The organism is Micromonospora lupini (assembly GCF_026342015.1).
Classification (GTDB): domain Bacteria; phylum Actinomycetota; class Actinomycetes; order Mycobacteriales; family Micromonosporaceae; genus Micromonospora; species Micromonospora lupini_B.
In genome coordinates this window covers 571,878-591,534 of sequence record NZ_JAPENL010000003.1, presented here as the reverse complement: position 1 = coordinate 591,534, position 19,657 = coordinate 571,878, and the positions used below count along the sequence as shown (strand labels likewise).

The following is a 19,657-nucleotide window of genomic DNA, read 5'->3' as shown; positions in this document are numbered from 1 at the left end:
GTCGATCGTCAGGTGGGGTGTCGTGGGTTGACCGTCGGGGGCCGGACCACGTCCGACCATGAGGCGAACCGATTCGACGAAACGGTTCGCACGAAGATAGGACCGCCCGTGCTCGGTGGTCAAGGGTTGGCTGAGCTGCCCGGGCGGCGCTGCTGGGAAACACCGGCTTCACCCGATCGTCACTTCATTGACATGAGTGAGTCCCCGACCTACGATCCGTGCGAATCGATTCGCAAGCGCAGCCCTCCGGAGAGCGTCCCCCGCGCCCCACCAAGGAGCCGCCCGTGAAAACCCCGTCCCGCAGCAGGTCGGGGCGAGCCCACGCGCTCGTCGCCCGACTCGTCGTCGGCCTGCTCGCCGCAACCACCGCCGTCACCGTCGCCGCGTCCCCGGCCCAGGCCGCCGACGAGTCGATAAGTGTCAACTTCTCCACCACCACCGGCACGCCCACCTACCGCGCGGCCGGCTGGATCTACGGCATGACCGAGAACGCCAGTGGCCCGCCCGACCACTTCTACCGCGACGTCAACTTCCGCTACATGCGCGCCGGTGGCGCGCAGCTGCCCGGCAGTGGCTGGGTCGGTGGAAACTACGATCGCCGCTGGAACGCCACTGTCGCCCAGGCACGTCGGACCGTCGCCCTCGGCGGGCAGTTCATCCTGCTGCCGCACGACCTGTGGGGCGCCGACGGCGCCGGCATCTCCCGCTTCCCCGGTGACAACGGCAACTGGACCGACTACGACAACTTCCTGACCCGGGTCATCAACGACGTCCGGGCGTCCGGCCTGTCGGTGCAGTGGGACATCTGGAACGAACCCAACATCACCATCTTCTGGAACCGGCCGATCTCGCAGTACCTCGAACTGTGGCGGCGCACGTACCAGCGCCTCCGGACGGAGTTCCCCAGCCAGCTCATCGTCGGGCCGAGCTGCGCCTGCGTGCCGTCGACAAACCACGCGTTCTGGAACCAGTACCTGGACTTCGTGCGCTCGACGAACACGGTGCCGGACATCATCAGTTGGCACTCGCTGCCCGGTGACCCGGTCGCCAACGTCGCCGCGGCCAACGCCACCCTCGACCCGCGCGGCATCCCGCATCCCCGCCCGTACCAGATCAACGAGTACGGGGCGTCGAACGAGCAGAACCCGGCCGACGGCGCCTGGTACATCGCGCGTCTGGAGCGGGCCGGCGCTGACGGTCTGCGGGCCAACTGGGCCAGCGCCGGCAACCTGCACAACGACCTCGGCAACCTGTTGACCCGCAACTCGGCCGGCCAGCACCAGCCCAAGGGCGAATGGTGGGCCTACCGCTACTACGCCTCGCAGACCGGCCAGAACGTCTCGGTGACCGGCAGCCAGTCCTACGACGCGTACGCCACGAAGGCCAGCGGGGTGGCGAAGGTCCTGGTCGGTGGCGGTCGCACCACCGGGAACCTGAGCGTCAACCTGCAACGCCTCGACACGACAAGTGGCGTCGTGCAGAACAACCAGGTGCGGGTGCTCACGCAGCGCATCCCGTACAACAACGGCGGTGCGGTGCAGGGCCCGGTCACGGTCTCCAACAGCGTCGTCACCCTGTCCAACAACAACGCCACGGTGAACCTGCCGTACGGGAACCAGAACGACACGTACACGGTGACCCTGCTGCCGCCCTCCGACGCGGGCTTCCAGTCGGTGGCGGTGGCCCAGCACTCCCAGCAGTGCCTGGACAACACTGGCCTGAGCACCGCCGACGGCAACGTCCAGCAGCAGTTCTACTGCGAGGGCGGCGCCCAGCAGCTCTGGAACTTCCAGCCGGTCGCCGGAGTGGCGAACACGTACACAGTTGTCAACCAGCAGAGCGGCAAGTGCCTCGACGTCAGCGGCGCCTCCACAGCCAACGGCGCCGCCGTGGGCCAGTGGACCTGCCAGAACGGGCTCAACCAGCAGTTCACCCTCCGGAAGGTGACCTACTCCGGTAACGACTCGCACGACTACCAGCTCGTCGCCCGGCACAGCGGCAAGTGCGTCGACGTCAACGGCGTCTCCACGGCGGCCCGCGCGACTGTCCTTCAGTGGCCCTGCAACGCGGTCGGCCAGGGCAGTCCGCTGAACCAGACCTGGCGGATCTGGGGGCGGTAGGCGGCGCGGAAGAGGTCAGGCGGTGGCCGTCGGCACGGGCGGCCACCGCCGGACTCCCGCCGAGCGGGCTTACATTGACACTCATCGAAAATTGATCCTACGATTGCTGCGCATCGATCCGGCCGCCCCGCCACCACCACCTGCGGCGTCGGCACATCCACGCGCTGCCACGACTCCGAGGAGCCACCTCGTGCGAACCCCGTCCCCCGCCGGGCCCGGCCTGGCCCGCGACCCCATCCCGAGACGTCGCCTCCCACGCCTGGCCGTCCTGGCCAGCGCCCTGGCAGGCGTCCTCGTCCTCGCCACCGTCGGCGCGACGGCCGGCGCCGGATCGTCCGCCGCCGAGGCCGCCACCGCACCGATGGCGGCCGCCGCCATCGTGGCGGGGCAGAGCACCACCATCGTCGGCGCCCCGTCCGGTCGATGCGTCGAGGTCCCCAACTCGAGCACCACAAACGGCACCCAGACCCAACTCTGGGACTGCAACGGCGCGGCCGGCCAGACCTGGACCTGGACGTCGAGCAAGCAGCTCACGGTGTACGGCAACAAGTGCCTGGACGCCTCCGGCCGCGGCACCACGAACGGCACCGCGGCGATCATCTGGGACTGCAACGGCCAGAACAACCAGCAGTGGAACGTCAACAGCAACGGCACCATCACCGGCGTGCAGTCCGGGCTGTGCCTCGATGCCAACGGCGCGGCCACCGCCAACGGCACCAAGCTGATCCTGTGGGCCTGCAACGGCGGCGCCAACCAGCAGTGGGCCTCGCCGACCACCCCGCCGACCACCGCTCCGCCGACCACCCCGCCGCCGAGCGGCGCGCGCCCGTGCGACATCTACGCCTCGGGCGGCACCCCGTGCGTGGCGGCCCACAGCACGACGCGAGCCCTCTACGCGACGTACGCCGGCAACCTCTACCAGGTCCGACGCTCGTCGGACAGCACGACCCGCAACATCGGGCTGACCGGCACGGGCGGCACCGCCAACGCCGCGACGCAGGACTCGTTCTGCTCCGGCACGACCTGCGTGATCACAGTCGTCTTCGACCAGTCCGGGCGCGGAAACGACCTCTGGTACCAGGGGTCCAGCGTCGTTCCGGGCTCGCCGCAGAGCAGGCCGGCGACCGCGACCACGGAGTCCCTGACGGTGGGCGGCGCCAAGGCGTACTCGCTCTACATCAACCCTGGCAACAGCTACTGGCGCGACGGGCACCTGACCGGCGTGCCGACCGGCTCGGCGCCCGAGGGCATGTACATGGTGACAAGCGGGACCCACGTCAACAGCGGCTGCTGCTTCGACTACGGCAACAGCGAGACGACGCGCAAGGCCGACGCCGCCGGCGCGATGGACGCCATCAACTTCGGCAAGCAGTGCTGGTTCGGCGGTTGCTCCGGCAGCGGCCCCTGGGTGCAGGCCGACCTGGAGTGGGGTCTGTTCCCCGGTGGCAGCAGCTCGTGGAACCCGAACCAGCGGGCGTTCACCAGCAAGTTCGTCACGGCGACGCTCAAGAACAACGGCACGTCGCGCTTCGCCATGAAGGGCAGCGACGCGCAGTCCGGCAGCCTCTACACGCTGTGGGACGGCTCGCTCCCGTCGGGGTACAACCCGATGAAGAAGCAGGGCGCGATCATCCTGGGTAGTGGCGGTGACTGCTGCAAGCCCGACGGCGGCGCGAACCTGAGCGCCGGCACGTTCTACGAGGGGGCCATGGTCGCCGGTTACCCGTCCGACGCGACGGAGAACGCGGTGCAGGCCAGCGTGGTGAGCGCCGGTTACCGCTGATCAATCGACGGCGGGCCTCGTCCGCCGGTCCCCACCGCCCAGCGCGGTGGTGACCGGCGCGACGGGGCCCTTCGTCGTCAGGTGCTCGCCGCGTCGACTCGTTCGCCGTCGATGATCAGGCCGACGGGGGAGCGACCTCGGCGAGCGCGGTTCGCACGATCTCCAGCAGGTCGTGGCCCGGGTGGTCGATCCAGTGCTGGATGGCGACGCGCAGGGCGGCCAGGAACGTCGCGGTCAGCAGGCGGGAGCGCAGCGCCACAGCCGTGCCGCTGAGCCGGTGGGCGAGGTCCGCGGCCAGCTCGCGCTCGATCGCGGTGTACGCCGCCACCTGGTGCGCGGCCAGGCCGGGGTGCCCGCGCAGCTGCCGGCGTCGGGTCAGCCAGCTGTGGTCACGATCATCCGATGATTCCCTGGTGAACTGTTCGGCCGCCCGGCTCAGCGCGGTCCATGGCGTCTCGCTGCCGGGCCGCTCGTGGACCAACTGCAACAGCCGGCGCAGGCGCACCGTGTCGCCGTGGAAGAGCGCCTCCTCCTTACTGGAGAAGTAGTTCGAGAATGTTCGCCGGGAGACGTTCGCGGCGTCGGCGATCGCCTCGACTGTCACGCCGTCCGGGCCCTGTTCGGCGGCGAGGCGCAGGGCTGACTCGTGCAGGGCGAGGCGGGTGGCCGCCTTCTTGCGCTCCCGTAGGCCGGTGATCTCGTCCATCGCGCTCAGCGTACGTCGAGTGACCGGCTTCTCAATGGGCAAACTTGCCGACTGAGCAAGATCGGTAGATGCTTGCGTGAGGCAACCAAGTCAGGAGCGCGAATGCGCGGGTTCGTGAGACCCGTGCAGCCCTGGTCGACGTCGCCCTCGGAAAACCACGACAAGCTGGAGGCCGCGCGATGAGCGCACCCACCACCACGGCCGGCACCGAGCCGATGACCCATCGGCAGACGCTCGAGGCGCTCAGCGGTCTGCTGCTGGTGCTCTTCGTCGCGATGTTGAGCAGCACTGTCGTCTCGACCGCATTGCCCAAGATCATCGGGTCGTTGAACGGCTCCCAGAACCAGTACACCTGGGTCGTCACCGCGACCCTGCTCACCGCGACCGCCACCACTCCGATCTGGGGCAAGCTGGCCGACCTGTTCAACAAGAAGCTCCTGATCCAGGTCGCCATCGTGGTCTTCCTGCTGGGCTCGGTCATCGCCGGCTTCTCGCAGAGCGCGGGCCAGCTCATCGCGGCCCGCGCGTTCCAGGGCATCGGGGTCGGCGGCCTGCAGGCCCTCGTCCAGGTGGCGATCGCCGCCATGATCCCGCCGCGTGAGCGGGGCCGATACAACGGCTACCTCGGCGGCGTCATGGCTGTCGCGACCGTCGGCGGCCCGCTGCTCGGCGGCCTCATCGTCGACACGTCCTGGCTGGGCTGGCGCTGGTGCTTCTTCGTCGGCGTGCCGGTCGCCGTCATCGCGCTGATCCTGCTCCAGGCGACCCTGCACCTGCCGACGCTACGGCGCGAGAACGTCAAGATCGACTACCTGGGTGCGGGCCTGATCGCCGCAGGCGTCAGCGTGCTGCTGATCTGGATCTCCTTCGTCGACGGCTCGTTCGCGTGGCTCTCCTGGCAGACCGTGGCCATGGTGGGCGGCGCGCTGCTCCTGCTCGCCCTCGCGGTCTGGGTGGAGTCGCGGGCGGCCGAGCCGGTCGTTCCGCTCGCCATCGTGCGCCAGCACACCACCGCGCTGGCCATCCTCGGCAGCCTCGCCGTCGGCATGGCCATGTTCGGCGGCGCGGTCTTCCTCGGCCAGTACTTCCAGATCGGCCGCGGCTACAGCCCGACGGAGGCCGGTCTGCTCACCATCCCGTTGATGGCAGGTGTCCTCGGCTCGTCGATCGTCGCCGGCCGGCTGATCACCAGGACCGGGCGGATCAAGCCGTATATCGTCGCCGGGTCGATCATCCTGGTCGCCGGGTTCGCGCTGCTCGGCACCATCGACCACGAGACGTCGCTCGTCCTGGTCGGCATCGGCATGTTCATCGTCGGCACCGGCGTCGGCATGACCATGCAGAACCTCGTCCTCGCCGTCCAGAACACGGTGGCCCTCAAGGACATCGGCGCGGCCAGCGCCAGCGTCGCGTTCTTCCGGTCGCTCGGCGGCACCATCGGTGTCTCGGTGCTCGGCGCCGTCCTCGCCCACCGGGTCACCGACCAGATCACGCGCGACCTGACCGCCGCCGGGATCCCGGCCTCCGGCGCCGGGGGCGACAGCAACCTCAACATCGCCGCGCTGCCCGACGGGATCCAGCACATTGTGCGGGCCGCGTACGGTGACGCCACCGGACACATCTTCCTCATCTCCGCCGCCATCGGGGTGGTCGGCGTCATCGCGGCGCTACTGCTCAGGCCGGTCACCCTGCGGACCAGCCTCGACCTGCCGGACGCCGCCACGTCGACAGCTGTCGGCGCCGACGCGGTCGACGGGGCGCCCCCGTTCGACCAGGTCTCCGTCGACCCCGCGCCGAAGGGCACGCCCGACCGGCGCTAACGTCCGGACCGCAGCGGGCCGCCACCGTCCGGAGACGGTGGCGGCCCAACCGACCCGGCGACGTGACTGAATCGAGGCGCCTATGGAGATCGCCGAGCTGGCGGTGCCGCAGCCGGTGGCACCCGGCCGACGGGCCGCTCCGCTGCGCCGCGCGGCGCGCGAACTGCTGCTCGTCGCCACGCTGTTCCTCCTCTACAAGATGGCGCGGATGGCGGTGGCCGGTCGGGTGTCGACCGCGCTGGCCAACGGCGACTCGGTCTGGCACCTGGAGCGGCTGTTGCACCTGCCCGACGAGGCGGCCGTCCAGCATCCGCTGCTCGCGTACGGCCTGGTGGCGCACCTGGCCAACGGCTACTACGCGTACGTGCACTTCCCCGCCACGGTGATCACCCTCGTCTGGCTGTACCTGCGGCACCCGGCGCACTACCTGTGGACGCGTCGCGTGCTCGCCTGTCTCACCGCGGGGGCCCTGGCACTGCACCTCCTGGTCCCGCTGGCGCCGCCCCGGCTCACCGCGCTGACGGGCCTGGTGGACACCGGCCGCCGGTTCGGGCCCACCGTCTACGGCCCACCCGATACGGACACCCTCAGCAACCAGTACGCCGCCATGCCGTCCCTGCACCTCGGGTGGGCGCTGGCCGTGGCCGTCGCGCTCGTCGCCGTGACCCGCGGTCGCCTCCGGTGGCTGTGGGTGGCCCACCCGCTCGTCACCCTGCTGGTAGTCGTGGCCACCGGAAACCACTACTGGCTCGACGGTGTGGTGGCGGCGCTGATGCTCGGGGTCGTCCACCTGGTCCTGCCGACGCCCGCCGAGCGACCCCACCGGGAGGGGGCCACGGCTGGCCCGGGGCGGGCGTGGCTACGACAACGGACTCATTCGGTGCGGCGCTCCGGCCACCCGGGCCACCGCCACTCGTCGACGTCGGCCCAGGCGCCGCGCAGACCGGCCGCGAGCACGCCGCCGAACGCCACGGTCCCCTCGTGCGAGGCGTACGAGATCCAGTCGTGCTGCTCGTCGGTCCACACGCCTTCGGCGCCGGTGTAACGCGGCGCGAAGATTTCGACGTCGAGGACGTGGTCGGGCCCCACTCGCGGATCACGACCACACGCCGTCGACGCAGGCCCAGCAGCGCCCGACGTACCTGGTCGACCCCGCGCGCGCCACGCCGACGACTCCTCCGGCGTCAGCACACGGCGGTGCGGGTGGTGGTGCCGACCGCGACGGCCGAACGAGATCTCAGCCCACCGGTACGCCGTACTCGCGCTCGGTGAACAGGTCGACGTCTCGTGGGCCCAGCTTGGCGACCCGGCGGGCGTGCAGGGCGAGCTGCCGACGTGCCTCGCCGAGGCGGCGGCTGGCGATCGTCATCTCGTCGGACGCCTCGAACGGCTCCGTTCCGCTGGCCAACAGCGCGGCGGCCAGCACCGCGTTGAACGCGGTCATGAGCCCGTTGGCAAGCGCGATGCCGTCCTGGTCCGCGCGCGTCCAGATCTCCGACCAGGCGGCCTCCACGGTGACCATGTCCCGGGCCAACCAGTCGTGCAGCACCATCGGCCCCAGCGGCTTGTGCCCTCCGAGCAGGTCGTTACCCGCCTCCGGCAGGCCGGACCGCCAGTACCTGGTCTGCCGCAACGCCTCGGCCTTGTGGGCGAGCCGGAGGGCGCCGGACAGAACCAGGATGTACGCCCGCTGCAACTCGGCCCGCTCCCGCTGCCGCCGCTTGATCCGACTGTGCACCCACACCACGAACAGCGATGCGAAGGCGGTGATCGCGGAGCCGAGCAGGGCGGCCAGGGTTGAGTTCACGCCGGACATGATGCCTGCCGCCGGTTGGCGTCGCCGCGCGGGCTCACCCCGGTCGGATCATCGCTCCGGTTCCGTTGCGGCGACCGGCTTTCGGGCCCCACATGTTACCGATAACAACGCCCTCCACACGCGCGCCTGGGCGCGTTCGGCGGTTCTTGCGGCGAGTTGTCAGTCGTCATTCGTTACGACTTGACGAACGGCATGTTATCGCTCACAGTCGATGCGAGGCGAACGGCGTCCATGGCTCACCGGGCGAGCCAGCCGATTCCACCCTCGCGATCACGACGTTCCGCAGGGCAGGCGGACGTTCCATCAAGACCTGTCAGCAGCCGCCGGCCACGCGCGGTGGGTGTCGCGCGCCCGCGTGGTTCGTCGTGCGGATGACCCGTCCCAATCTCTTCCCGCGCGACACCCCCACCACCGACTGACTCACCGAAACAGAGGGAGTGGTCAATGTTCAGACACCGGTTCACCTCCGGGTCCATCGCGCTCGCGGCGCTGCTCGTCGTGGCGGCGGGCGCGACCACGCTCAACGGCGGCCTCGGCGCCACCACCCCCGTCGCGGACGTGGGCGCCGCCGCGGCGACCGCCGGCTGCGGCAAGGCCCCGACGCTGCGCAGCGGTACGCAGACGATCCAGAGCAACGGCAAGAGTCGCAGCTACATCCTGCGGATCCCCAGCAACTACACCAACACCAACCCGTACCGGCTGATCTTCGCGTTCCACTGGCGGGGCGGCACCGCCACCGAGGTCGACTCCGGAGGCACCAGCGGACGACCCTGGTCCTACTACGGCCAACTCGAGCAGTCGAACGACACCGCCATCCTGGTCGCACCCCAGGGCTTCGGCAACGGGTGGGGCAACTCCGGTGGCGAGGACGTCACCTTCGTCGACGACATGATCCGCCGCATCGAAGGCGACCTCTGCGTCGACACCACCCAACGCTTCGCCCTCGGGTTCAGCTGGGGTGGCGGCATGAGCTACGCGCTCGCCTGTGCCCGCGCCACCACCTTCCGCGCCGTGGCCGTCTTCAGCGGCGCGCAGATCAGCGGCTGCAGCGGCGGCACGCAGCCCATCGCGTACTTCGGCCTGCACGGCATCACCGACAACGTCCTCAACATCTCGCAGGGCCGCGCGCTGCGCGACACCTTCGTCCGCAACAACGGGTGTACGGCGCAGAGCCCGCGCGAACCGGCCGCGGGGAGCCGGAGCCACATCACCACCACCTACTCCGGCTGCCGCGCCGGATACCCCGTCCAGTGGGCTGCCTTCGACAACGGCCACATGCCCGGCCCGGTCGACGGCACGTACGCCGAGAGTGGCATCACCACCTGGACCAAGGGCGAGGTCTGGAAGTTCTTCGCCCAGTTCCAGGGCACTCCACCGCCGACCACGCCCCCGCCCACCACGCCGCCGCCGACGACCCCTCCGCCGGTTCCGGGCGGGTGTGCGGCCTCGGTGTCGTTGAACTCGTGGACCGGCGGGTTCGTGGCCACCGTGAAGGTGACCGCCGGCTCCGCCGGCACGAACGGGTGGGCGGTGAGCATGACGCTTCCGAGCGGCGCGAGCGTCACCAACACCTGGTCCGCCACGGCGAGTGGTAGCACCGGGGCCGTGCGCTTCTCGAATGTGGACTACAACGGGCGGCTCGCCGCCGGCCAGGTCGCCGAGTTCGGCTTCCAGGGCAGCGGCAGCGCCACCGGCCTGACCCCCACCTGCACCGCCAGTTGACACACCCGACCCGGGTGGCGGACCGCACCCGGCCCGCCACCCCCGACGCCACCGGGACCGGGGGACCGAGACGGCCGCACCGCTGTGTGACCAGGGCCCACCGTGCCCAGACCCGTTCCAAGGAGACACACATGCCAGGAATCACACGTCTGATCCGCCGTTCGTCAACCCTCGCGCTCCTGGTCGTCGGCAGTGTGCTGGCCGCCAGTGGCGTGGTGGGCGGGCTCACGACACCCGCGCAGGCCGCCACCTCGATCACGATCAACGGGTCGTCGGGTGGCCGTACGTTCGACGGGGTCGGCGCGGTCAGCGGCGGCGGCGGCAACAGCCGGCTGCTGATGGACTACCCCGAACCCCAACGCGGCCAGATCCTCGACTACCTGTTCAAGCCCGGCTACGGCGCCGCCCTGCAGATCCTCAAGGTGGAGATCGGCGGCGACACCAACTCCACAAGCGGATCCGAGCCGAGCCACTCCCACTTCCGCGGCGACCTGAACTGCGACCGCGGCTACGAGTGGTGGATCATGGAGCAGGCCAAGGCCCGCAATCCCAACATCAAACTCGTCGGGCTGGCCTGGGGCGCGCCGGGTTGGATCGGCAACGGCAACTTCATGTCCCAGGACTCGATCGACTACCACCTGTCGTGGCTGGGCTGCGCCCGCCAGCACAACCTGACGATCGACTACCTCACCGCCGCCCAGAACGAGCGCAGGTACGACGCGAACTGGACCATCAGCCTGCGCAGCGCGCTCAACAACAACGGCTACGGCAACGTAAAGCTCATCTTCGGCGACGACTACCCGGGCAGTTGGAACCCGGCGAACGTGGCCGTGAACAACGCCGCGCTGCGCAACGCGATCGACGTCATCGGCGGCCACTACCCGTGCGGTTACCTGGCGGCGCAGTCGACCTGCACGGTGTCGGCAAACGCGACAGCCACCGGCGAGACGCTCTGGAACAGCGAGGGCGGCTCACAGGACTACAACGACGGCGCCAAGCCGCTGGCGCGGGGCATCAACCGGGGCTACCTCGACGGGAAGATGACCGCGTACATCAACTGGAACCTGATCGGCGCGACAACCCCGAACATCCCCTGGGCCACCGTCGGGCTGATGCTCGCCAACCAGCCCTGGTCGGGCTGGTACGCCGTCGGCAAGAACACCTGGACCCTGGCGCACACCACCCAGTTCACCGCGCCCGGCTGGAAGTACCTCGACTCGTCCAGCGGCTATATCGGCGGCGTCCGCAACAACGGCAGCTACGTGTCGCTGAAGTCGACCAACAACTCCGACTACACCACCGTCATCGAGACCATGGACGCGACCGCCGCGCAGACGCTGAACCTCACCGTCACCGGCGGCCTGTCCACGTCGGCGGTGCACGTGTGGTCGACCAACCTGAACTCGTCCAACACCGCCGAGCACTTCGTGCGCGGCGCCGACATCACCCCGTCCGGCGGCGCGTACTCGCTCACCGTGCAGCCGGGGCGCATCTACACCATCACCACCACGACCGGCGCCGGCAAGGGCACCGCCACCAGCCCGTCGCAGGGCCAGCTCGGCCTGCCGTACAGCGACACCTTCGAGAGCTATTCGGCCGGCAAGCTGGCGAAGTACCTGCAGGACAACCAGGGCGCGTTCGAGACCGCGACGTGCGGCGGCGGACGGACGGGCATGTGCCTGCGCCAGGCGTCCCCGATGGCGCCGATCACCTGGAAGACCCTGGCCGACCCGAGCACGTACGGCGGCAACCTGAACTGGAACAACTACACCGTCTCGGCCGACGTCATGCTGGAGAAGTCCGGCTACGTCCAACTGGAGGGGCGTGTCGGCAGCCAGACCCTGGACCCGGTGAGCGCCCAGAACGCCTACTTCCTGCGCGTCACCGACGGCGGGGCCTGGTCGATCCTGCGCAACAGCACCAGCAACCAGCTCACCACCCTGCGCAGTGGCAGCGTCGCCGCCCTGGGCACCAACCGTTGGCACACCCTCGCTCTCGGCTTCTCCGGCAGCACGATCACGGCCACCGTCGACGGCGCGACAGTCGGCACGGCCACCGACTCCGCGTACTCCGCGGGTCTGGTCGGTCTCGGGACCAGCCAGGGCCAGACCGCGCAGTTCGACAACCTGAACGTCGTCGCCGGTTCGGGCGGCGGCACGACGGCGGCGCTGCGCAACACAGGCGCCGGTCGGTGCCTGGACGTCCCGTCGCAGTCGCAGACCAACGGCACCCAGGTGGCGTTGTGGGACTGCAACGCGGGCGCCAACCAGCAGTGGTCGTCGACCGCCGGCAAACAACTCCAGGTGTACGGCTCGAAGTGCCTGGACGCCGAGAGCGCCGGGACCACCGCGGGCACCCGGGTGATCATCTGGGACTGCAACGGGGGCACCAACCAGCAGTGGAACGTCAACACCGACGGCTCGATCACCGGGGTGCAGTCCGGCCTGTGCCTCGCGCCGAACGCGGCCGGTACGGCCAACGGCACCCAGGTGGTCCTCGCCACCTGCAACGGCAGCAACAGCCAGAAGTGGACGCGAAGCTGAGGGCGTACCCGATCCCGTCGCCTGTGGCGGGTGGGGCGCGTTCGCGGCGCACGGCCTGAACGCACGAGTGGCCCGGCTCGGGATCTCTCCCGAGCCGGGCCACGTGGCGTAGCGCACCTGGTCGCGGCCGTCACCCGCCGGGGCGGGGTGGCCGCGGAGGCTCAGCGGTAGCCGGCGGCGACGATGTTCGCCTGCACCGCGTTCTCGGTCGCGTCGGACGGGTAGCCCGCCACCATCGCGCCCTCGTAGAAGGTGCCGACACTCTGGTTGGAGTTGTCGATGCAGCAGTCGCCACCACTGCCCAGGATGATGGCGCCCTGCTTCCTCATCGGGTTGTAGCCCGGGGGCAGCGACCCGTCCCAGAGCGTGTAGAGGTTGCCGGACTGGGCGTTGCTGCCCTTGATGGCGAAGCGCGTCGTGCCGTTGTTCTTCAACGTCGCCGTCACGAACTTGCTGGTGAAGGGCCGCTGGTTGGGGTTCCACGAGCTGCTGCCACCGGGGAACAGGCCCCACTCCAGGTCGGCCTGCACCCAGGGGCCACTGCCGGAGCAGCCACCGAACCAGCAGCTCGTGCCGAAGTAGATGGCGTCCATCGTGCCCCGGCCGTCGGCCCGACGGGTGGTCTCACTGTTGCCGTAGTCGAAGCAGCAGCCGCTGTTGACGTGGGTGCCGCTTGTCACCATGTACATGCCCTCCGGCGCGGCCCCGGTCGGGATGCCTGTCAGGTGCCCGTCGCGCCAGTAGCTGCTGTTGCCGTTGATGTAGAGCGAGTAGACCTTGTTGCCGCCGACAGTCAACGACTCCCTGGTCGCGACAGCGGGCTGCACCGCGCCACCGATGCCCCCCGCGCCCTGGTAGCCGAGGTTGTTGCCGCGCCCGGACTGGTCGTAGATGACCGTGATGACGCACGTGGTGTTCGCGCAGAAGCTGTCCTGGGTGGCGGAGTTGGCTCGTCCTCCGGTGCTGAGCACCCCGATGTTCCTGGTGCTGTTGTCCGAGGATCGACGTACCTGGTAGAGCGAGCCGTTGTAGGAGGCGTACAGGGCGCGGGTGGTGCTGTGCGCCGCGACGCAGGGCGTACCGCCGGCCGTGTAGATGTCGCACGGCAGGGTCGTGCTCGGCGGCGGTGTGGTGGGCGGGGGTGTGGTGGGCGGCGGCGTCGTCGGCGGGGGTGTGGTGGGCGGCGGTGTGGTGGGCGGCGGCGTCGTCGGGTCCACTACTCCCGTACAGGTGGTGCCGTTCAGGGCGAAGGATGCCGGTACGGGGTTGCTGCCGGTCCAACTGCCGTTGAAGCCGAAGCTCGTGCTGCCGTTTGTGGGAATGCCGGCGTTGTAGGGGGCATTGGTGACGGCGACGTCGCCGCCCGCCTGGGTGAAACTGCCGTTCCACAGCTGGGTGATGGTCTGGCCGGCGGCGAAGCTCCAGGTCAGGCGCCATCCGTTGACAGCGTCGCCCAGGTTGGTGACGGTGACGTTGGCGCCGAAGCCGCCCTGCCACTGGGAGCTGACCGAGTAGGTGACCTGGCATCCGGCGGCGGCCGCCGAGGCGCCGGTCTGGGTGAGGGCGGCGCCGACGAGCACGAGTGTGGCGGCGCCGACGACGAGCGCCGACCGCCGGTGCCGGGGGTGTCTGATTCGCACGTGCTCTCCTCATCGGTGCGGTTGACGATGTGGCGGAGCCAGTCCCGTTCCCCCTGCTCGGGCCCGGACTCTGAGCAGGGGGAACGGCGGGACGTGGCCCGGTCTGCGGCCGCGTACGGCGACGCCGAGGCCGTCCGGCGCCGGGGTACGCAGTCGGTGACGGCGTGGTCGGCGGGCCAGACGGTTCTGCACGCGGCGTTACGGTTGCCGATCACCGCCCACGGTCCTGCCCGGGGACGCGGAGGTGATCGATGAAGATGGCCGTGGCCTGGAATCGTCCGGCCCTCGGCGCGGGTCGCCCGGTGGTGATCTCGGGCCGTCCCGTGCCGGCCACGCTCCACCCGCCCCACGCCGCGAACGATGTCGACCGCACAGCCGGGACCAGCGGTGACAGGCCCTTCGTGACGGTCGGATTACGCTCCGATATCGACGGTCGTCGGCAACGTTAGCGTTAACAGGATGACATGTCTATAGATGTCCATCGGCGTATTGCCCGCTCTGCTTCCTGGTCGGCGGCGCTCGGCGCTCCGCGCCGGCGGCCGGCCGTTGGCGTCGACGCCGACCGGAGGGTGCCGTCCGGGTCGGTCGGCCCCGGGGGATCCGGCTGTTCGAGGGGCCGAGTCAGGTGCGTGCCTGGTGTTGAATGTGGAGAGTGAGCGAACAGGTGCCGGAAGGGGTGGCGACGGTGGAGCTGACGATTGTCGTGGAACCCGAGCTTCCGCTGACCCCCGAACGGCTCGACGCCCTCACCCAGGGGTTCGCCGAGGATCTGCGGGCCCTTCCCAGGCTGCGCGTCGCTTCCGCCACGGCGCCCGTCCCCGGCCCGGGGAAGTCACCCGAGGCGTGGGAGCTGGGAATGCTTGTGGTGGGCGGTCTCTTCTCGGCCACCACGATGCGCGCGATCGTCCAGATCGCCGTCGCGTACACCGAGCGGACCAGGGCACGGTCGATCACGGTGCGCAGCGGCGAGGTCGAGGTGGTGATCACGGGAAGCACCCGGATCGACGACCCCCTCCTCGTCGAGCTGGCGCGGGTGATCGAGGCGCCGCACCGATCCGACCCGGCTCTCGCCTCGCCCGAGCCGGACCAGGCCGCGATCGTCCCGGGTCAGCGCCCGGGCGATGTCCGGGCGTAGGCGGTGGGCCAGCGCCTGGCTCTGCTCATCGCCAACGACCGCTACATCGACGACTCGCTGGCGGACCTCTACGCGCCCCGCGAAGAGGCCCGCGACCTGCAGAGTCTGCTGGCCGACGCCAACATCGGGGCCTTCGACCGCACGGTGCTGCTGGAGAACGAGTCGAAGAGCTCGGTGGAGCGCACGATGGAGACGATGCTGCGCAGCGCCGGGCCGGAGGATTTGATCCTGCTCTACTTCTCCGGGCACGGGATCCGTCGCGGCAGGCGGGGCCGGCTCTACCTGGCGGTCGCCAACACCGAGGTCGACTGCCTGTCGTCGACGTCGATCTCCGCGTCCTTCGTCCACGAGCTGCTCGACGAGTCCGAGGCGGCCAGCTCGGTCATCCTGCTCGACTGCTGCTACAGCGGCGCCTTCGACCAGGCCAAGTCACCCGCGGATCTCAACCTCGACGGGGAGCTGAAGACCGGCGACGGCCGCTACGTCATCACCGCGACAAACGCCGTCGAGCGTGCCGGCGACGGCCAGCCGGCCACGGCCGCCACGCCCCGGCAACGATCCGCCTTCACCGAGACGATCATCGAGGGGCTGAGCACCGGTGCCGCCGACCTGACCGGCCGCGGTCGGATCACCCCCGAGGATCTCTGGCAGTACGTGCATCTGGAGTTGCCGAAACGGACTTCCGAACAGTCTCCGTGTCAGTTCGGCCGGGCGAGCAGCGAGGTGCACATCGCGTTGTCCCGGGACGGCCACCACCGCCAGCGGGATCCACGGGATCCGCGCGACCCGCGTCTCGGCGATCTGCTGGGCCCGTTGCAGGCGCGGGAGGACGTGAAGCTGTGCGCGGTCGAGTGGCGTCAGCGCGGGCCGCTCAAGGTGCCTGTCGGTCTCAACCACCGCATCGACCAACCGGCCGGGGAACCCGTCTCGCTCGATCTCGCCTCGTCGGAGGGGCACCTGCTGATCGTGGGACGTCCGGGAACGGGAAAGACCACCCTGCTACGCACGATCATCGGCGGGCTCGCGCTCACCCACTCCACCGACGAGGTCGTCTTCCACTGCCTCGAGTCCGGCGGCAACTGGCTCGGGCCGATGCGGCGGCTACCCCACGTCGAGACGGTCCTGGGTGACGACGAGGTGGTCGAGCTGGGCACGCTGCTCGGCCAGCTCGAGGACGACGTGCTGCGGCGCAAGCGCCTGTTCCGTGAGCACGAGCTGGAGTCACCGGCAAGCCTCCGGGCGCGGCGCGGCAGCCTGAACGCCGGCCCCCAGCCGGACATCTTCCTCGTCGTGGACCGTTGGCAGGACTTCGTCGCGCTGCAACCCGACTTCACCGCGCGCGTCATCGAGCTGGCGAACAAGGGACTGGGGTACGGGTTCCACCTCGCCGTGGTCGAGCGCAGTTGGCGGTCCATCCCGCAGGAGCTGATCGAGTTACCGCAGTTGCGGATCGAGACCCGCCTGTCGGAGCCGCAGGAGTCGATGGTCGACCCGGACCATGCCGCCCGCCTGCCGCTGTCGATGCCCGGCTGGGCCATCCAGGGGCGGCGCACCTTCCGCATCGCCCTTCCCGAGCTGACCGTGACCGAGGTCGACCCCGACCTCAGCTCGGAGTTCGGCGTTCCCGTCATCGACGGCGCGACACCGATGATCTCCATGATCGCCCAGGCGTGGGGCCTACCGCCGGTGTCCCCGCCCCAGGGGGCTCGTCGTGGCACCCGCGAGTCCCGGGACGAGGCGCTGGAGGTCCTCGGCCTCGCCGACTACCCGGCACTTGTGGCCTTCGCCGGCCCCGCCGCGTCCACGGGCCCGGAGCAGCACCTTCAGGTCCCCATCGGTTTCGAGTTGGACGGGAAACCGGTCCTGCTCGATCTGAAGGAGTCGGCCCAGGCGGGGGTGGGTCCGCACGGCCTGGTCATCGGCGCGACCGGCTCCGGCAAGAGCGAGCTGCTGCGGACGATCGTCGCCGCGCTTGCGGCACGCCACTCGTCGGAGGAGTTGAACTTCGTCCTTGTGGACTTCAAGGGCGGCGCCACGTTCGCCTCGCTGGACGCGTTGCCGCACACCAGCGCGGTGATCACCAACCTGGCCGACGAGCTGCCGTTGGTCGACCGCATGCGCGACGCGCTCGCCGGCGAGATGGTGCGCCGGCAGGAGCTGTTGCGCGGGGCCGGCAACTACGTCTCCCGCTTCGAGTACGAGAAGGCCCGGGCGGCCGGCGAGCCGTTGGCCCCGATGCCGAGCCTGTTGATCATCTGTGACGAGTTCAGCGAGTTGCTGGCCGCGAAGCCTGACTTCATCGACCTTTTCGTGATGATCGGCCGGGTGGGTCGGTCGCTCGGCGTGCACCTGTTGCTGGCCTCGCAGCGCCTGGAGGAGGGCAAGCTGCGCGGTCTGGACAACCACCTGTCGTACCGGATCGGTCTGCGGACCTTCTCGGCGGTGGAGAGCCGGATCGTGCTCGGTGTGCCGTACGCGTACGAGCTGCCGAACGCGCCGGGTCACGGCTACCTGAAGACAGGCAACTCCGCGATGGTGCGCTTCCGGGCGGCGTACGTGTCACGAACGCCAGGCCACGACGAGGCCGAGCCGGGCTCCGCGGTGGCGGAGGCCATCGCCGGCAGGACGGTGCTCGACCTGCTGGTGGAGCGGCTGCATGGCCGTGGCCGCCCGGCGCACCAGGTCTGGCTGCCGCCGTTGGCGGAGCCACCGAGCCTGGATTCGCTGCTGCCACCCCTGAGCGTGCACCCGCGCTTCGGGCTGTGCACCGCCGACTGGACCGGCCGGGGTGGGCTCACCGTCCCGGTCGGCGTCGTGGACCGCCCGTACGAGCAGCGCCGCGACCCGATGATGGTGGACCTCGGGGGGTCGGGCGGCAACGTGGTGATCGTGGGTGCCCTGCTCAGCGGCAAGAGCACCCTGCTGCGCTCGCTTATCGCCTCGCTGGCGCTCACCCACACCCCACGCGAGGTGCAGTTCTTCTGCCTGGACTTCGGCGGTGGCGCGCTGCGCAGCCTGGAGGGGCTGCCGCACGTGGCGGGGGTGGCCGTTCGTCGGGACACCGAGCGGGTCCGCCGAACGGTGGCCGAGGTGGTCGCCGCCCTCGACGACCGGGAGACCCGGTTCGCGCGGCAGGGCGTCGACTCGATGGCCGACTACAGGCGTCGGCGGGCGGCCGGCGAGTTTTCCGACGACCCGTTCGGCGACATCTTCCTGGTCGTCGACGGCTGGAACACCCTGCGCCAGGAGTACGAGGAGCTGGAACAGACCATCACCAACCTGGCCGGTCGAGGGCTGGGTTTCGGCATCCACCTGGTCGTCACCGCCGTGCGCTGGGCGGAGGTCCGGATCACCATGCGGGATCTTCTCGGCACCAAACTGGAGCTGCGGCTCGGCGACGCGGCCGAGTCGGAGATCGACAGGCGCGCCGCGCAGAACGTCCCGGTCGGCGCCCCCGGTCGTGGTCTGACGCGCGACAAACTGCACTTCCTCAGCGCGCTGTCCCGCATCGACGGTCTGCACGACACCGAGGACCTGAGCGAGGCGTCGATAACGCTGGCGCGGCTGGTGGCGGTGAGCTGGCCGGGCCCTCCGGCGCCGAAGGTACGTCTGCTGCCGAAGAAGCTGACAGTGGCCGAGCTGGCCAAGGTCGTCGACCGAGCCACACCGGGTCTGCCCATCGGGGTCAACGAGTCCGCGCTCGCGCCGGTCCACCTCGACTTCGCCGTCGAACCGCACCTGTCGGTATTCGGGGACGCCGAGTGCGGCAAGAGCAACCTGTTGCGGCTGATCGCCCAGGGCATCGTCGAGCGGTACACGCCGAACCAGGCCCGACTGGTGATCGCCGACTACCGACGCAGCCTGTTGGGTGCGGTGGAGGGGGAGCACCTGCTCGACTACGTCGCGTCCAACCAGGTGTTCAGCCAGAGCATGATGTCCATCCGCGGCGCTCTGCAGAATCGCCTGCCCGGTCCCGAGGTGACCACCGCCCAGTTGCGCGACCGGAGCTGGTGGGTGGGTCCGGACCTCTACATCCTGATCGACGACTACGACCTGGTCGCCTCGGGCGGCAGCAACCCGGTGAGCGCTCTGCTCGACCTGCTGCCCCAGGCCGGCGACATCGGCCTGCACCTGATCGTCACGCGCCGGGTCGGCGGCGTCGCCCGCGCGCTCTACGAGCCGGTTCTGCAACGCCTGCGCGAACTCGACTCGCCGGGCCTGCTGATGTCCGGTCACCGGGAGGAGGGTGCCGTCCTGGGCAGTCTGCGGCCGAGTCCGCAGCCGGCGGGTCGCGGCACGCTCGTGCGCCGCCGCGACGGCCAGCAGCTCATCCAGACGGCGTGGGTCGATCCGGGCTGACCACCGGACAGAC

The 19,657-nt window shown here is 70.1% G+C and carries 11 protein-coding genes; 8 read left to right on the top strand and 3 right to left on the bottom strand.

All coding sequences use genetic code 11. The features are described 5' to 3' along the window. The first annotated feature begins 284 nt into the window (after positions 1 to 284). Positions 285 to 2,120, top strand: a complete 1,836-nt coding sequence (locus OOJ91_RS30755; RefSeq protein ID WP_266250508.1) for an RICIN domain-containing protein — start codon at positions 285 to 287, stop codon at positions 2,118 to 2,120. A 190-nt stretch (positions 2,121 to 2,310) separates the two neighbouring features. Continuing rightward, entirely contained in the window at positions 2,311 to 3,903 is a 1,593-nt protein-coding gene (locus OOJ91_RS30750) for an arabinofuranosidase catalytic domain-containing protein (RefSeq protein WP_266250506.1), read from the top strand. Between the two features lie 115 nt (positions 3,904 to 4,018). Here OOJ91_RS30750 and OOJ91_RS30745 read toward each other — a convergent pair whose 3' ends face one another. Further along, positions 4,019 to 4,609 (bottom strand): TetR/AcrR family transcriptional regulator, encoded by a 591-nt coding sequence (locus OOJ91_RS30745; RefSeq protein WP_266250504.1) that lies wholly within the window; start codon positions 4,607 to 4,609, stop codon positions 4,019 to 4,021. Between the two features lie 179 nt (positions 4,610 to 4,788). Here OOJ91_RS30745 and OOJ91_RS30740 point away from each other — a divergent pair, with 179 nt between their 5' ends. Together OOJ91_RS30740 and OOJ91_RS30735 are read left to right on the top strand one after the other, a co-directional pair. Next, positions 4,789 to 6,429 (top strand): MDR family MFS transporter, encoded by a 1,641-nt coding sequence (locus tag OOJ91_RS30740; RefSeq protein ID WP_266250502.1) that lies wholly within the window; start codon positions 4,789 to 4,791, stop codon positions 6,427 to 6,429. Between the two features lie 82 nt (positions 6,430 to 6,511). Then, the gene (locus OOJ91_RS30735) at positions 6,512 to 7,474 is read left to right on the top strand and encodes a phosphatase PAP2 family protein (protein WP_266250500.1); all 963 of its coding nucleotides are present in this window, start codon (positions 6,512 to 6,514) and stop codon (positions 7,472 to 7,474) included. Between the two features lie 192 nt (positions 7,475 to 7,666). On the opposite strand, the gene OOJ91_RS30730 is transcribed toward OOJ91_RS30735, so the two are convergent. Continuing rightward, positions 7,667 to 8,236, bottom strand: a complete 570-nt coding sequence (locus tag OOJ91_RS30730; RefSeq protein WP_266250498.1) for a hypothetical protein — start codon at positions 8,234 to 8,236, stop codon at positions 7,667 to 7,669. Positions 8,237 to 8,689: 453 nt separating this feature from the next. On the opposite strand from OOJ91_RS30730, the gene OOJ91_RS30725 reads away from it, so the two are divergent. Together OOJ91_RS30725 and OOJ91_RS30720 are read left to right on the top strand one after the other, a co-directional pair. Beyond that, positions 8,690 to 9,967: a cellulose binding domain-containing protein gene (locus OOJ91_RS30725; RefSeq protein WP_266250497.1), complete on the top strand. Its 1,278-nt coding sequence runs from the start codon at positions 8,690 to 8,692 to the stop codon at positions 9,965 to 9,967. A 131-nt stretch (positions 9,968 to 10,098) separates the two neighbouring features. Next, positions 10,099 to 12,510, top strand: a complete 2,412-nt coding sequence (locus tag OOJ91_RS30720) for a ricin-type beta-trefoil lectin domain protein (protein ID WP_266250496.1) — start codon at positions 10,099 to 10,101, stop codon at positions 12,508 to 12,510. 161 nt (positions 12,511 to 12,671) lie between these two features. Here the strand turns inward: OOJ91_RS30720 and OOJ91_RS30715 are convergent, their stop codons facing one another. Beyond that, the gene (locus tag OOJ91_RS30715; protein WP_266250494.1) at positions 12,672 to 14,150 is read right to left on the bottom strand and encodes an arabinofuranosidase catalytic domain-containing protein; all 1,479 of its coding nucleotides are present in this window, start codon (positions 14,148 to 14,150) and stop codon (positions 12,672 to 12,674) included. A gap of 652 nt (positions 14,151 to 14,802) precedes the next feature. On the opposite strand from OOJ91_RS30715, the gene OOJ91_RS30710 reads away from it, so the two are divergent. Both OOJ91_RS30710 and eccCb read left to right on the top strand, forming a co-directional pair. Further along, positions 14,803 to 15,285: a hypothetical protein gene (locus OOJ91_RS30710; protein ID WP_266250492.1), complete on the top strand. Its 483-nt coding sequence runs from the start codon at positions 14,803 to 14,805 to the stop codon at positions 15,283 to 15,285. Positions 15,286 to 15,288: 3 nt separating this feature from the next. Beyond that, positions 15,289 to 19,644: a type VII secretion protein EccCb gene (eccCb, locus tag OOJ91_RS30705; protein ID WP_266250490.1), complete on the top strand. Its 4,356-nt coding sequence runs from the start codon at positions 15,289 to 15,291 to the stop codon at positions 19,642 to 19,644. Positions 19,645 to 19,657: the final 13 nt, after the last annotated feature.

What these genes read in the sequence shown, in the direction of transcription:
- OOJ91_RS30745 (WP_266250504.1), bottom strand. Translation starts at nt 4,609, where the DNA reads ATGGACGAGATCACCGGCCTACGGGAGCGCAAGAAGGCGGCCACCCGC.
- OOJ91_RS30740 (WP_266250502.1), top strand. Translation starts at nt 4,789, where the DNA reads ATGAGCGCACCCACCACCACGGCCGGCACCGAGCCGATGACCCATCGG.
- OOJ91_RS30735 (WP_266250500.1), top strand. Translation starts at nt 6,512, where the DNA reads ATGGAGATCGCCGAGCTGGCGGTGCCGCAGCCGGTGGCACCCGGCCGA.
- OOJ91_RS30725 (WP_266250497.1), top strand. Translation starts at nt 8,690, where the DNA reads ATGTTCAGACACCGGTTCACCTCCGGGTCCATCGCGCTCGCGGCGCTG.
- OOJ91_RS30720 (WP_266250496.1), top strand. Translation starts at nt 10,099, where the DNA reads ATGCCAGGAATCACACGTCTGATCCGCCGTTCGTCAACCCTCGCGCTC.